General features: G+C 73.3%; 12 protein-coding genes. 6 read left to right on the top strand and 6 right to left on the bottom strand.

Translation table 11 applies throughout. The features are described 5' to 3' along the window. Nucleotides 1-92: 92 nt before the first annotated feature. The gene (locus ACIPXC_RS29120) at nucleotides 93-890 is read right to left on the bottom strand and encodes a thioesterase family protein (RefSeq protein ID WP_401624029.1); all 798 of its coding nucleotides are present in this window, start codon (nucleotides 888-890) and stop codon (nucleotides 93-95) included. 239 nt (nucleotides 891-1,129) lie between these two features. Between ACIPXC_RS29120 and ACIPXC_RS29115 the strand changes: the two genes are divergently transcribed. Continuing rightward, a complete protein-coding gene (locus ACIPXC_RS29115; RefSeq protein WP_401624027.1) occupies nucleotides 1,130-1,468 on the top strand; it encodes a hypothetical protein in 339 nt (112 codons plus the stop codon). 47 nt (nucleotides 1,469-1,515) lie between these two features. On the opposite strand, the gene ACIPXC_RS29110 is transcribed toward ACIPXC_RS29115, so the two are convergent. The 4 genes from ACIPXC_RS29110 to ACIPXC_RS29095 form a co-directional block, all read right to left on the bottom strand. Continuing rightward, on the bottom strand, nucleotides 1,516-2,322 hold the full coding sequence (locus tag ACIPXC_RS29110; RefSeq protein WP_401624025.1) for a hypothetical protein: 807 nt from the start codon (nucleotides 2,320-2,322) through the stop codon (nucleotides 1,516-1,518). A gap of 109 nt (nucleotides 2,323-2,431) precedes the next feature. Then, on the bottom strand, nucleotides 2,432-3,139 hold the full coding sequence (locus tag ACIPXC_RS29105; protein ID WP_401624023.1) for a gamma-glutamyl-gamma-aminobutyrate hydrolase family protein: 708 nt from the start codon (nucleotides 3,137-3,139) through the stop codon (nucleotides 2,432-2,434). A gap of 44 nt (nucleotides 3,140-3,183) precedes the next feature. Continuing rightward, a complete protein-coding gene (eat, locus tag ACIPXC_RS29100; protein WP_401624021.1) occupies nucleotides 3,184-4,665 on the bottom strand; it encodes an ethanolamine permease in 1,482 nt (493 codons plus the stop codon). Between the two features lie 135 nt (nucleotides 4,666-4,800). Further along, the gene (locus ACIPXC_RS29095) at nucleotides 4,801-5,547 is read right to left on the bottom strand and encodes a FadR/GntR family transcriptional regulator (RefSeq protein ID WP_401624019.1); all 747 of its coding nucleotides are present in this window, start codon (nucleotides 5,545-5,547) and stop codon (nucleotides 4,801-4,803) included. A 77-nt stretch (nucleotides 5,548-5,624) separates the two neighbouring features. Between ACIPXC_RS29095 and ACIPXC_RS29090 the strand changes: the two genes are divergently transcribed. From ACIPXC_RS29090 to ACIPXC_RS29080, 3 genes are read left to right on the top strand one after another with little or no spacing between them, the layout of a single operon-like run. Beyond that, nucleotides 5,625-6,995 carry a glutamine synthetase family protein gene (locus tag ACIPXC_RS29090; protein ID WP_401624017.1) on the top strand — a complete coding sequence of 457 codons (1,371 nt, stop codon included), beginning with the start codon at nucleotides 5,625-5,627 and terminating at the stop codon, nucleotides 6,993-6,995. Between the two features lie 37 nt (nucleotides 6,996-7,032). Continuing rightward, nucleotides 7,033-8,397: an aldehyde dehydrogenase family protein gene (locus ACIPXC_RS29085; protein ID WP_401624015.1), complete on the top strand. Its 1,365-nt coding sequence runs from the start codon at nucleotides 7,033-7,035 to the stop codon at nucleotides 8,395-8,397. A gap of 5 nt (nucleotides 8,398-8,402) precedes the next feature. After that, the gene (locus tag ACIPXC_RS29080) at nucleotides 8,403-9,194 is read left to right on the top strand and encodes a 3-oxoacyl-ACP reductase (protein WP_030656005.1); all 792 of its coding nucleotides are present in this window, start codon (nucleotides 8,403-8,405) and stop codon (nucleotides 9,192-9,194) included. Nucleotides 9,195-9,537: 343 nt separating this feature from the next. On the opposite strand, the gene ACIPXC_RS29075 is transcribed toward ACIPXC_RS29080, so the two are convergent. Then, the gene (locus ACIPXC_RS29075) at nucleotides 9,538-10,740 is read right to left on the bottom strand and encodes an amino acid deaminase/aldolase (protein ID WP_401624013.1); all 1,203 of its coding nucleotides are present in this window, start codon (nucleotides 10,738-10,740) and stop codon (nucleotides 9,538-9,540) included. Nucleotides 10,741-11,433: 693 nt separating this feature from the next. On the opposite strand from ACIPXC_RS29075, the gene ACIPXC_RS29070 reads away from it, so the two are divergent. Together ACIPXC_RS29070 and mycP are read left to right on the top strand one after the other, a co-directional pair. Beyond that, on the top strand, nucleotides 11,434-12,258 hold the full coding sequence (locus ACIPXC_RS29070) for a hypothetical protein (RefSeq protein ID WP_401624011.1): 825 nt from the start codon (nucleotides 11,434-11,436) through the stop codon (nucleotides 12,256-12,258). Next, nucleotides 12,255-13,463, top strand: coding sequence for a type VII secretion-associated serine protease mycosin (gene mycP, locus ACIPXC_RS29065; protein ID WP_401624009.1), 1,209 nt, complete (start codon nucleotides 12,255-12,257; stop codon nucleotides 13,461-13,463). Before ACIPXC_RS29070 ends, mycP begins: the two co-directional genes overlap by 4 nt. Nucleotides 13,464-13,479 lie beyond the last annotated feature (16 nt).

The following is a 13,479-nucleotide window of genomic DNA, read 5'->3' as shown; positions in this document are numbered from 1 at the left end:
CGACGTCGACCACCGAACCCACAGGACCACCATCCATATCGAGCACAACCCCTTGCCAAACCCGCCAGACGGCTAACCGAACGGCATTGGCCCTAGGGGAGGGGCCGGACCGTGAGGATCTGTTCGGCGTGGCCGACCGGGCCGTCGACGTCGTGCAGGACGCTGCTGGTGAGCCCCTGCCCCGACGGGCCGAAGGTGACGGTGGTGTCCAGGCCGGTCCAGGGGCCGCGCGGCTGCCGGTGCAGATGGATGGTCAGGTCGAGGTTCGGGAACATCCATGCGGTGGGGTCCTGCTGGACCGCGACGCCGTTCGCGGTGTCGACGAGCGCGATGTACGAGGCGAGGGCGCTGCTCTCCTCGCCGGCGACCAGAGCGAGCGGCGAGGACACCCAGGCCGCCGTGCGGCCGCGGCGGGAGGGCGGCGTACGGCGGACCTCGATGGAGGAGACGTAGCCTCCGTCCCACTCCTCGTCCATCGCCCATGGAGCGAGGTCTCCGGGGGCGGGCATCGGCTCGTGCGGGCTGTCGGCGACGGAGGAGGTGTCGAGGGTGGCCAGCAGCCAGGCGCGGGCGCGGACCACCGTACGGCCGCCGATGGCCACGGTCGCTTCGAGGAGTTCGATGGTCCGGCCCGGGCGCAGGGTCTCGACGGTGATCTCGCACTCGTCGAGTGCGATGCGGCCGAGGATGTCGTAGCTGATCCGTGCGAGCGCCAGGGGCTCGGGCCGCTGCGCCAGGTGGCCGTCCAGCGCGTGGACCACGAGGCCGGCGAGCGGGCTGAAGTGCTGCTCGTCGGTGTTCCAGGCACCGCCGGCGTGCGCGGTGGGCTTGTAGCGGTGCTCGCCCGTCCGCTCGTAGTAGCTCTCGCGGGCGACGGCGCCGGTGGTCACGGGATCGGTCTCCTCGGGCGGGCTGGAATCCTCGGGCGGACATGGGTGTATCGATCACGCATCGTAGGAGGCGGGGCCGGGCACGTCACTGTGATCTGCGGAACAGCGGGGCGGGGAGGCGTCCGTCCGTTCGGGCGAGGGGGAACGATTCGCCGCCGTACGGAGGGTGCCCTCGGGCGGACCCGCGGGAAAGGTGGCTTGCGCAGGTATCCCCCACGAGGAGAAACCCCGATGCGTCTATGCCACGCCGCCCTCGCCGCTTTCGGCGCCGTCACGCTCCGCTGACCCTCCCGGTCTCGGCCTCGGCCGCCACGGGAGAGTTCCAGTACACGGTCACCGGCCTCGGCGGCCGCTCCCTGCGGGTGATCCTGGACGACCCGGCGAGCGGGGAGTGCGTCACGCTGCCCGAGGTCGCCGACCCCGGTGCCGGTTCCCCGGCGCACTCGCCGCGCAACCGGACCACCTCCACCGCGACGGTGTTCACCGAACCCGGATGCGAGGGCGACTGTTTCACGCTGCGGCCGGTCACGGGCCACGGCTCGGCCCGCCTGCAGTTGCGGTCGGTCGTTTTCGGCTGAGCCGCGCCGGGCCGCCGGCCGGGCCGCCGCCACGGGCCCGGCCGGCGTCAGCCCGGGGCCCGGGACCGGGACTGGAGGGCCCTGGTGAGCAGGGAGCCCGCGACGATCAGGGCCACGCCCAGCCACCCCATGTCGTCGAAGATCAGGACGGCGATGCCGATCGGTACGAGCAGGCCCGCGAGCGGCACCAGGAAGCCCGCCCACCGGGTGGGCTCGGGAGGCAGGCCGGAGGCTTCGCGGACCGCCCGGGCGCGGGCGACGTCCGGGTACCAGACGGTGAACTTCACGGCGGCGACGATCGCCAGGATCTGGATGATCCAGCCGGTCCAGATGTTGCTCGGGTTGTGCAGGACCAGGTCCCCGTAGGCTCCGGCGGCGGCCGCGATCAGGAAGGCGATGCCCCACGCCCCTGTGATCATGTAGTTGGTGCGCAGGAAGCCGCGGGTGTGCCAGAGCGACGGATCGACCTGCTCACGGGCGTACTGGAGGGTGAACGGCATCCGCACGGCCATCGAGCCGAAGGCGATCACCACCAGCGCGATGTTGGCGACCTCGCCCGCGTACGTCTCCAGCCAGTTCAGGGTCCCGTCGTCGACGAGTGCTCCGATGACGGCCATCGACGCGAAGAAGACCACGTCGGCCAGTTCCAGCAGCTTCCAGGAGCTGCCGCGGTGGACCAGGTGGGTCAGCGCGATCAGGGCGACCGCCGCGGCCAGGGCCAGCCCGACGGCGAGTTCGAACCGTCCGGGGCCGACCAGCAGCGAGAAGATGATCCACGGCGCCATGCCCACGACCGGATTGTCGAGGAACCCTGCCACCGGCCCCTTCGGCGTGCTGTGCGCGTCGGTGCTCACCCGTCAAGCGTGCGCGGGTGCGGGCCCCGGGGCCATTCGGGCGGTACGGGGCCGCCCCCGGACCCCTCCGCGGGGCGGGGGCGGGGGCGGCGGTCCGCAGTGCGGCGGGTCAGGCCACCGGCACCGCGCTGCGTGCCGTGGCCGCCTCGATCAGGGAGGCCATGACCCGGGTGTCCTTGTCCCGCTCCGGGTGCCACTGGACGCCCAGCACCCAGCGCGCCGGGTCGGGGATCTCGATCGCCTCCACCGTGCCGTCGAGCGCGTGGGCGGAGACGACCAGGCCGCGGCCCAGGCTCTCGACCGCCTGGTGGTGGTAGGTCGGGACCTGTGCCTCCTCCGGGACCAGGTCCGCGTACCGGGTGCCCGGGACCGGGCGGACCGGGTGCCAGGACATGACGCCCGGGGTGTCGACGTGGCCGTCGATGTGCTGGATCAGGGTGCCGCCCAGGGCCACGTTCAGCGCCTGCATGCCCCGGCAGATGCCGAGCACGGGCACGCCCGCCTCCAGCGCGGCGTCGATGAGGGCCAGCTCCCACTGGTCGCGGACCGTCGCGGGGGCACCCGTACGGGGGTCGCGCGCGGCGCCGTAGTGGACCGGGTCCACGTCCGGGCCGCCCGCGACGACCAGGCCGTCCACCCTGCTCAGCACCTCCGCCGCCGCACCGGGCTCGTCCGGGGGCAGCAGCACGGCCGCGCCGCCCGCCGCCTGGACGAGTTCGTGGTACCCGGTCGGTACGAGGGACGCCGGGAGGTCCCACACGCCGTAGCGGGTGGATTCCTCGACGTAGGTGGTGATGCCGATGAGCGGCCTGGGCACGTTCAGTACCTCCGGAAGGGGTGGGGACGGACGGTGACAGGGTTTCAGTCGCGGGCCAGTTCCGCCTCGGCTTCGGCGAGGGCCGCGAACTCCTCCTCGGGTGCCGAGGCCACGAGGTGGTGGCGGCTGTGGAAGGCGAAGTAGGCCAGGGCGACGGCGTAGACGGCCAGCGCGATGAACGCCGCGTCCTTGTCCACCAGGAAGGTGGCGACCAGGGCCGAAAGGGCGAGGGCGAAGGCCACCGAGGAGGTCAGGATGCCGCCCGGGGTGCGGTAAGGGCGCTCCAGCTGCGGCTCCCGGCGGCGCAGCACGATGTGGGAGAGCGCCATGAGGGCGTAGGAGATGGTGGCGCCGAAGACCGCGATGTTGAGCATGCGGGCGCCGTTGCCGGTGGAGGCGGCCAGGGCGAAGCCGATCGCGCCGGGGATGATCAGGCCCAGGTACGGGGCCTTGCGCTTCGAGGTGAGCGAGAGGAAGCGGGGCAGGTAGCCGGCGCGCGAGAGGGCGAAGAGCTGGCGGGAGCCCGCGTAGATGAGCGAGAAGAAGGAGGCGACGAGGCCGGCCAGTCCCGCGTAGTTCACGAACCGGCTCAGCGCGGTCGGGCCGCCGTCCCCCTCCAGCGCGACGACCAGCGGGTTGCCGGCCGTCTTGACGGCGTCGGCGCCCTGCGCTCCGGTCGCGGCGAAGAAGGTGATCAGGGCCAGCAGGGCGAGGATGCCCATGGAGATCGACAGGGCCTTCGGCATGGAGCGGACCGGGTCCTTGGCCTCCTCGGCCGCCAGCGGTACGCCTTCCACGCCGAGGAAGAACCACATGCCGAAGGGGAAGGCGGCCCAGATGCCGAGGACGCCCAGTGGCAGCCAGGAGTTCGAGCCGAAGGCGTTCGGGTCGACCGGGATGTCGTTCAGCCCGTCGGCGCTGAACTCCGTGAAGGCGCCCACCGCGAAGATCAGCAGGGCGGCGACGGCGACGGCGGTGACGACGAGGCTGAAGCGCAGGGCTTCGCCGACGCCCCACAGGTGCACCCCGATGAAGATCACGAAGCAGCCGAGGTAGACGGGCCAGCTGGAGGTCAGGCCGAAGAGGCCGAGGGACTCCACGTAGTCGCCGATGAAGATGACGATCGCCGCCGGGGCCAGGATGTACTCGATGAGGATGGCGGTGCCGGTGAGGAAGCCGCCCCAGGGACCCAGCGCGCGGCGGGCGAAGCCGTAGCCGCCGCCCGCGGTCGGCAGGATGGTGGAGAGTTCGGCGAGGGAGAACACCAGGCACGCGTACATGGCACCCATGAGGACGGTGGCGATGGCGAGACCGCCGAAGCCGCCCTTGTCGAGGCCGACGTTCCAGCCGGAGAAGTCCCCGGAGACGACGTAGGCGACGCCGAGTCCGGTCAGGAGCAGCCAGCCGGCGCTGCCGCGGCGCAGGGTGCGGCGCTCCAGGTAGTCGTCCGGGCCGTCGCCGCCGGCGGCGGGTGAGGTGGTGGGTGAGGGTGCGGCTGTCAGCCGTGCCTCGATGTCGTCGGCCATCGTGCGCTCCTGCCTGAGGGCAATGGTTGTGGGGCGTACCTTTGTCCCAGGGGAGCGGAGCGCGCAAGACCTCTGCGTAAAACAGAAGTTACGAAAACCTCTCGGACACCCCCCGGCCCCCCGTCCCCGTCCGCCTCAGGCGAGGAATCCGCGCAGCAGCGCCGCTGTGCCGCAGCAGTGCTCGCGCATGGTCTCGCGCGCCCCGGCCGCGTCCCGCTCCAGCACCGACTCCACCAGCGCGGTGTGCTGCTGCTGGGAGTGCTCCAGGTTCCGGACCAGCAGCGGTATGCAGTCGAGCAGGTCGTTGACGGTGGCCCGGACCGCGGCGTACTGGGCGGTCAGGGTGGCGGATCCGGCGAGCTCGCACAGGGTGAGGTGGAACAGCGTGTCCCGGCGGCGGTAGTCGGCGAGCGGGGCGTCGTGGGTGGCCCCCAGTGCGGCCAGCAGCCGCTCGGTGCCCTCCTCGGTCAGTCCCTGCGAGGCGCACAGTCCGGCCGCCCCCACCTCCAGCACCTCGCGGAAGCGCAGGACGTCCTCGATGTCCACGCCCGCCACCCGCCTGCGCAGCTCCTCCTCGGTGCCGCCGGCCGGGGTGTCGGGGCGGGGGAGTACGAACGTTCCGCCGTACCGCCCGCGCCGTGCCTCCACCAGCCCCTGGTCCTGCAGCACCTTCAGGACCTCGCGCAGGGTGACCCGGCTGATCCCCATCCGCTCCGCCAGCTCGCGCTCGGGCGGCAGCCGTTCGCCGCCGGGCACCAGACCCAGGCGGACCACCTGGAGGATCTGCTCCAGCGCCTCCTCGAACCCGTTGCCCGCCCGCACCTGGCGCAGCACCGGGTTCAGGCGCCGGGCGGCGTCGCCTTCACTCGCCGTATCGGTCATCTCGGCTCCTCCCCTTCCCAAGCAATGGTTCTATTTAATACCTTAGGCCTCCTCGGCTCACCGAAGGAGAGATTCCCGTGGTAGACCGCAAGCCGCCGCTCGCGCCCGAGGAGCTCCGCGCCCTCGTCGCCAGCGGTGAGATCGACACAGTCGTCCTGGCCTTCCCCGACATGCAGGGGCGGCTCCAGGGCAAGCGGTTCGCCGCACAGTTCTTCCTGGACGAGGTCCTCGCGCACGGCACCGAGGGCTGCAACTACCTCCTCGCCGTCGACACCGACATGAACACCGTCGACGGGTACGAGATGTCCTCCTGGGACCGGGGCTACGGCGACTTCGCCATGCGCCCCGACACCGCCACCCTGCGCCGCATCCCCTGGAACCCCGGCAGCGCCTTCATCCTGGCCGACCTGGCCTGGAACGACGACACCCCCGTCGTGGCCGCCCCCCGGCAGATCCTGCGCCGCCAGCTGGAACGCCTCGCCGAGCACGGATACACCGCGATGGTCGGCACCGAGCTGGAGTTCATGGTCTTCCAGGACACCTACGAACAGGCCTGGAACGCGGGCTACCGCGGCCTGACCCCCGCCAACCAGTACAACATCGACTACTCGGTCCTCGGGACCGGCCGCATCGAACCCCTGCTGCGCCGGATCCGCAACGAGATGCAGGCCGCCGGCCTGACCGTCGAGTCGGCCAAGGGCGAGTGCAACCTCGGCCAGCACGAGATCGCCTTCCGCTACGACGAGGCGCTCACCACCTGCGACCAGCACTCCGTCTACAAGACCGGCGCCAAGGAGATCGCCGCCCAGGAAGGCGTCTCGCTCACCTTCATGGCCAAGTACGACGAGCGCGAGGGCAACTCCTGTCACATCCACCTCTCGCTCACCGACACCGACGGACGCAACGTGATGGCCGGAGAGGACCACGAGGAACACGGCATGTCCCCCGTGATGCGCCACTTCCTGGCCGGCCAGCTCGCCGCGCTGCGCGACTTCTCCCTTCTCTACGCCCCGAACGTCAACTCGTACAAGCGTTTCCGGCCGGGATCCTTCGCACCGACCGCCGTCGCCTGGGGCCTCGACAACCGCACCTGCGCCCTGCGCGTGGTCGGTCACGGCCGCTCCATGCGCTTCGAGAACCGCCTCCCCGGCGGCGACGTCAACCCCTACCTCGCCGTCGCCGGCCTGGTCGCGGCCGGGCTCTACGGCATCGAGAACCGCCTGGAACTGCCGCCGATCTGCACCGGCAACGCCTACACCGGCGACTACGCACACGTTCCCGCCACCCTGCGCGAGGCCGCCGAACTCTGGGAGAACAGCGAGATCGCCAAGGCCGCCTTCGGTCCCGAGGTCGTCGCCCACTACCGGAACATGGCCCGCGTGGAACTCGACGCCTACGACTCCGCGGTGACCGACTGGGAGCTGCGCCGCTCCTTCGAACGCCTGTAGTCACCCACGCCACCGAACCGAAACTGTGAGGCACCACGTGTCCGATGCGCTGGAAGTGCTGAATCCGGCCACCGAGGAACTCGTCGCCGTCGTCCCGGCCGCCACACGGGACGACGTCGACGCCGCCGTCACCCGGGCCACCGCGGCCCAGCGCGCCTGGGCGGCGGCCGCCCCCGCCGACCGGGCCCGCCTGCTGCGCCGCTTCGCCGCGGTCGTCGACGGGCACATCGAGGAACTGGCCCTGCTGGAGGTCCGCGAAGCCGGCCACACCATCGGCAACGCCCGCTGGGAGGCCGGCAACGTACGCGACCTCCTCGACTTCGCCGCCGGGGGAGTGGAACGGCTCTCCGGCCGCCAGATCCCCGTCGCCGGCGGCATCGACGTCACCTTCCTCGAACCCCTCGGCGTCATCGGCGTGATCGCCCCCTGGAACTTCCCCATGCCGATCGCCGCCTGGGGCCTCGCCCCGGCACTCGCCGCAGGCAACGCCGTCATCCTCAAGCCCGCCGAGACCACCCCCCTCACCGCACTGCGCCTCGCCGAACTCGCCCTCGAAGCCGGGATCCCCGAACACCTCTTCCAGGTGCTCCCCGGCCGCGGGGACACCGCCGGCGACGCAATCGTCGAACACCCCGGCGTCGCGAAGATCGTCTTCACCGGCTCCACGCGCGTCGGCAAGCAGATCATGGCCAAGTGCGCCGACCGGGTGAAGCGCGTCACCCTCGAACTCGGCGGCAAGAGCCCCAACATCGTCTTCGCCGACGCCGACCTGGAAGCCGCCGCGGCCGCCGCCCCCATGGCCTTCCTCGACAACACCGGCCAGGACTGCTGCGCCCGCACCCGCATCCTCGTCCAGCGCTCCGCCTACGACCGCTTCCTCGACCTCGTCGCCCCCGGTATCGAGGCCGTCGCCGTCGGCGACCCGCTCGACGAGAAGACGCACATGGGCCCGCTGATCTCCCGGACCCAGCTGGACCGCGTACGGTCCTTCGTCACCGACGACCTCACCACCCTCCGCGGCACCGCCCCCGAAGGCCCCGGCTTCTGGTACCCGCCGACCCTCGTCACCGACGTCGCCCCCACCGCGCCCGTCGCCGCCGAGGAGGTCTTCGGCCCCGTCGCCGTCGTCCTGCCCTTCGAGGACGAGGAGGACGCCGTACGCCTGGCCAACGCCACCGAATACGGCCTCTCCGGCTCCCTGTGGACCCGGGACATCGGCCGCGCCCTGCGCGTCTCGCGCGCCGTCGCCGCCGGCAACCTGTCCGTCAACTCCCACAGCAGCGTCCGCTACTGGACCCCCTTCGGCGGCTACAAGCAGTCCGGACTCGGCCGCGAGCTCGGACCCGACGCCCTCACCGCTTTCACCGAGACCAAGAACGTCTTCATCAGCACGGAGGCCTGAACCACATGTCCGTAGAGCCCACCGAGATCATCTGCCGCCGCCTCGTCGGCCGCACCGCCGTCATCACGGGAGCCGGCAGCGGCATCGGCCTCGCCACCGCCCGCCGCCTCGCCTCAGAGGGCGCCAACGTCGTCTGCGCCGACATCGACGAGACGGCCGGAAAGGCCGCCGCCGAGGAGGTCGGAGGCCTCTTCGTCAAGGTCGACGTCACCGACAAGGAGGACGTCGACGCCCTCTTCAAGACGGCGTTCGACACCTACGGCTCCGTCGACATCGCCTTCAACAACGCGGGCATCTCGCCCCCGGACGACGACTCCATCCTCACCACCGGGCTCGACGCGTGGCGCCGCGTCCAGGACGTCAACCTGACCTCCGTCTACCTCTGCTGCAAGGCAGCCCTGCCCTACATGCAGCGCCAGGGCCGCGGATCCATCATCAACACCGCCTCCTTCGTCGCCATCATGGGCGCCGCCACCTCCCAGATCTCCTACACCGCCTCCAAGGGCGGCGTCCTCGCCATGTCCCGCGAGCTCGGCGTCCAGTTCGCCCGCGAGGGCATCCGCGTCAACGCCCTGTGCCCCGGGCCCGTCAACACCCCGCTTCTCCAGGAGCTGTTCGCCAAGGATCCCGAGCGTGCCGCCCGCCGGCTCGTGCACATCCCGCTGGGCCGGTTCGCGGAGCCCACCGAGATCGCCGCCGCCGTGGCCTTCCTCGCCAGCGACGACTCCTCCTTCATCAACGCCACCGACTTCCTCGTCGACGGCGGCATCTCCGGCGCGTACGTCACCCCCCTCTAGACACGCACCCCAGCACCCCCCACCCGACAGCCGGGCGTCAGCGCGACGCCCGGCTGTCGTGCTCCACCGCCCGTGACGCCCGCCCGGGACGCCTGCACCGCCAAGGAGCGTTCCCCCGTGTCCCCACGCGCCACCACCCGCCCGCCGCCTCCAGGCGCTCGCCGCGGCCGATGCCCTCACCGACGCGTGCGGAGCCCTCGCCCGCCCCGGCACCCCGCTGCCCGGCCACATCGGCCACGACGGCACGGCCGGCCCGGTCCGCCGCGGCGACAGCACCGTCGTACCGGACCAGACGGACACCGTGTGCCAGACCGGCGAAGTGCGGGGCAACTCAATACAGGCCCTAGAGGAAGGTGCGGCCCTCACCCCGGTACGTCGGCACGCCGGCCGTGACCCGGTCGCCCTCGACGAGGTGCAGGGTGTCGAACCGTTCGCACAGTTCCCCCGCCTTGGCATGGCGGAACCAGACCCGGTCGCCGATCAGCAGGTCGTCGGCCGGGCTCCCCAGCAGCGGGGTCTGCACCTCGCCGGCACCTTCCTGCGGGTCGTAACGCAGCCCCTGCGGCAGGTACGGCACCGGCAGCCGGTCCGGGCCGGGCGCACCGGAGGCCGGATAGCCCCCGCCGAGCACCGTCACCACGCCGACACCGGGCCTGCGCACCACCGGCTGGGCGAACAGCGCCGCCGGACGCCCCTGGAACGAGGTGTAGTTGTCGAAGAGCCGCGGCACGTACAGCCCCGACCCGGCGGCGATCTCCGTCACCGCGTCCTCGGCCGCGGTCTGCTGCACGCTGCCCGTACCGCCGCCGTTGACGAACTCCAGGTCCGGTACGACGGCCCGCACGGCCGCCACCACCTCCGCCCGCCGCGCCGCCAGCTCCCTGCGGGCCGCGCCCTGCATCAGCCGGATGGCCCGGGACCGCAGCGGGCGCCCCGCCAGCGCGTCCCCGACCCCGGCGACGTGGCCCTCGTACGCCATCAGCCCCACGACCCGGAACCCGGGCCGGGCGGCGACCGTACGGGCCAGCGCGGCCAGTTGCGCGGGCTCGCGCAGCGGAGAGCGGCGCGCCCCCACCCGGATCCGGCCGCCCAGCAGGTGCAGGGCGGTGTCCAGCTCCAGGCAGACCCGGATCTCCTCCGCGCCGCCGTCACGGGCCGCGTCGATCAGCTCCAGCTGCGCGGGGTCGTCCACCAGCACGGTCACGGCGCCGGCCAGCTTGGCGTCGCCGGCCAGCTCCGCGAAGCCGGCCCGGTCGGCGGAGGGGTAGGCGAGGAGCACGTCCTCGAACCCGGAGCGGGCCAGCCACAGCGACTCGGCGAGCGTGTACGACATGATCCCGGCGAACCCGGGCCGGGCCAGGACCCGTTCCAGCAGGGCGCGGCACCGGACGGACTTGCTGGCGACCCTGACCGGTTTGCCGCCGGCCCGGCGCACGAGGTCGTCGGCGTTGGCGTCGAAGGCATCGAGATCCACGATGGCCAGCGGCGCGTCCAGGTGCGCGGTCGCCCGGTCGTACCGGGCACGGTCGGCGGCGGGGGAGTTCATGGGCGGCAGCTTGCCAGAGGTCTGTACCGGTGGGTAGGGGTCGGGCGGTCTCCCCCCGAGGCTCCGCCCCGGACCCCGCGCCTCAAACGCCGGCGGGGCTGAAATCCAGCCGGCGGGGCTGAAGTCGGTGGAGTTGGAAGGGAACCGGCGGAGGCCGAGGGGGTCGGTAGGGGCCGGGAAGTCGGTGCGGATCAAGACCTGGCGCTCCGCCCCGACCCCCGCGCCTCAAACGCCGGCGGGGGCTGAGTGGGAGCCGGTCGGGGCTGAGAGGGGGGCGGCGGGGGCTGAGAGGGGGCCGGTGGCGGAAGGGGTCGCTGCGGGGGCTTGCAGAGGCGGGGGTGGGGACGGGGTGGGGTGTTGGCCGGGACGTAAAACGTGATGTGTTGGCGCGTTGGGAGCCCGTACGGGCAGGCCCGGCCGAGGCGCCATAAATCATGCAGTCCCGGACGACATCCCACCCCGGCCCCGGCACCGACCCCCCTTCCACTCTGCCCGGCCCCGCCGAGGCCCGGCCCTAGCAGAGACCCCCGCTTCCGACCCCGCTCGGCCCCGCCAAGGCTCCCTCGGCCCCGCCCCAGCCCGCGCCGCCCCGCCCCGCCGGGACCGGCGGGGCGGCCGTCTCGGCAGGGCCTTCCCGGGGACCACGTAGAGTACGGACAGGCAGCCGTACGGAACGGGGGGCGGAGCCGCCGGATGACCACGACGACACCGCGGACCACGATCCCGGGCGAGCCCGATCCCTGGTCCCCGCCGCCCCGGCCCGAACTCGCACCACCGCGCCGCCACCCCGGCCGCGTCGCGGCCGCCACCCTGTGCCTCATCCTCGGCGGCGGCCTCCTCGGCGGCGCCGCCGTCACCACCTGGGCCGAACACCGCGCCGCGCAACGCCCCCTGACCGCGGACGCCGCCCACCGCAAGGCCGGCTCGCTCTGGCGCTCGGCCCAGGTCGACAGCCTCCTCCCGCCCGTCCTCACCGGCCCCGTGGCCGGCCCCGGCGGCGCCCACCGCACCTGGACCCGCATCGCGCTCGCCCCCGACGCCGACTGCCCGGCCGCCCTCGCCCCGGACTGGCAGGCCCTGCTGGCCCCCACCGGCTGCACCCGCGTGCTCCGCGCCACCTACACCGACGCCACCCGCAGCTCCCTGATCGCCGTCGGCATGGTCTTCACCCCCGCCGACGCGCCCACGATGAAGACGCTCGACGGCCGGCTCACCGCCCCGCCCGCCCACGGGTTCGACGACACCCAGCGGGCCGCCTGGGCGGCCTCCGTACGCAGCGAGGCCCCCGTCGTCGTCTACGCGGTCTCCGCCTTCGCCGACGGCCGCACCCAGGACGCCCCCCGCCCCGCCGAGGACCTCGTCAAGAAGGACGCCACGAGCGCGGCCGCGCAGGCCGGCCTCGGCCACGAGGCCAAGGCCCTCGCCGAACGCCTCGGGGACGGCCTGGCGACCCTCGCCGTACCGTCCGCAACGGACGCCACCGCGCGCGCCACTCCCGCCCCGAAGGCCCCACGATGACCCGCGCCCCCGCACGGACCCCCGCCCGTGGCGCGGCCGTGCTCGCCGCCGTCGCGCTGCTCGTGACCGCCACCGCCGCCCCGGCAGCCGCGGACGCCGTCCGCGACCGCCAGTGGGGACTTCTGGCCCTGCGCGCCGAGGAGGCCTGGGGAACCACTCGCGGCGACGGCGTGACCGTCGCCGTCCTCGACACCGGCGTCGACGACTCCCACCCGGACCTGTCCGGGCAGGTCCTCGCCGGCACCGACCTCATCGGCATGGGCGCCGGCCCCGGCGACCGCGCCTGGGCCCGCCACGGGACGGCCATGGCGAGCATCATCGCCGGGCACGGCCACGGTCCCAGCCGGAGCCAGGGCGTCCTCGGCATCGCCCCCCAGGCACGGATCCTGCCGGTGCGGGTGATCCTCGAAGAAGCGGACCCGGGCCGCGCGAAGGCCCGCGAGAGCAAGGGCGGCGCGCTGGCCGAAGGCATCCGATGGGCCGTGGACCACGGAGCCGACGTCATCAACCTGTCCCTCGGCGACGACAGCGACTCCGCCCACCACGAGGCGGGCGAGGACGAGGCGGTGCAGTACGCCCTCGCCAAGGGCGTGGTCGTCGTCGCCTCGGCGGGCAACGGCGGCGAGTCGGGCGACCGTGTCTCCTACCCGGCCGCCTATCCGGGGGTCATCGCCGTGACGGCCGTCGACCGTCGCGGCCGGAAGGCCAGGTTCTCCACGCGCAACTGGTACGCCACCGTGAGCGCCCCCGGCGTCGACGTCGTCATCGCCGACCCCGACCGCTCCTACTACGAGGGCTGGGGCACCAGCGCCGCGGCGGCCTTCGTCTCCGGAGCGGTGGCCCTCGTCAAGGCCGCGCACCCCGACCTGTCCCCGGCGCAGGTCAAGAAGCTGCTGGAGGACACCGCCTCGGACTCCCCGGCGGGCGGCCGTGACGACGCCCGCGGCCACGGCATGGTGGATCCCGCCGCCGCCCTGCAGGTCGCGCAGGCCATGCGGCCGGAGGCCGCGGTGCCCGTCCCGGCCGCGGCCGGGAGCACGTACTTCGGCCCGGGTCCCGAGCCGGTCCGCCCGCCCGAGCGGTCCGCCCGGCTCGGCGCCCCGGCCGCCGCGGTCGCGGGAGCGGCGCTGCTCGGCCTGGCCGCCGTACTGGCCCGGCGGCCGCGACGGGGTACCCGGGGCGGCGACGCGCACCCGGCACAGTAGGGTCGGGTAACTGTGG

Source organism: Streptomyces sp. NPDC090021 (assembly GCF_044748225.1).
GTDB lineage: Bacteria > Actinomycetota > Actinomycetes > Streptomycetales > Streptomycetaceae > Streptomyces.
The sequence above is the reverse complement of the archived record's forward strand: the minus strand, read 5'-3'. Positions and strand labels throughout refer to the sequence as shown.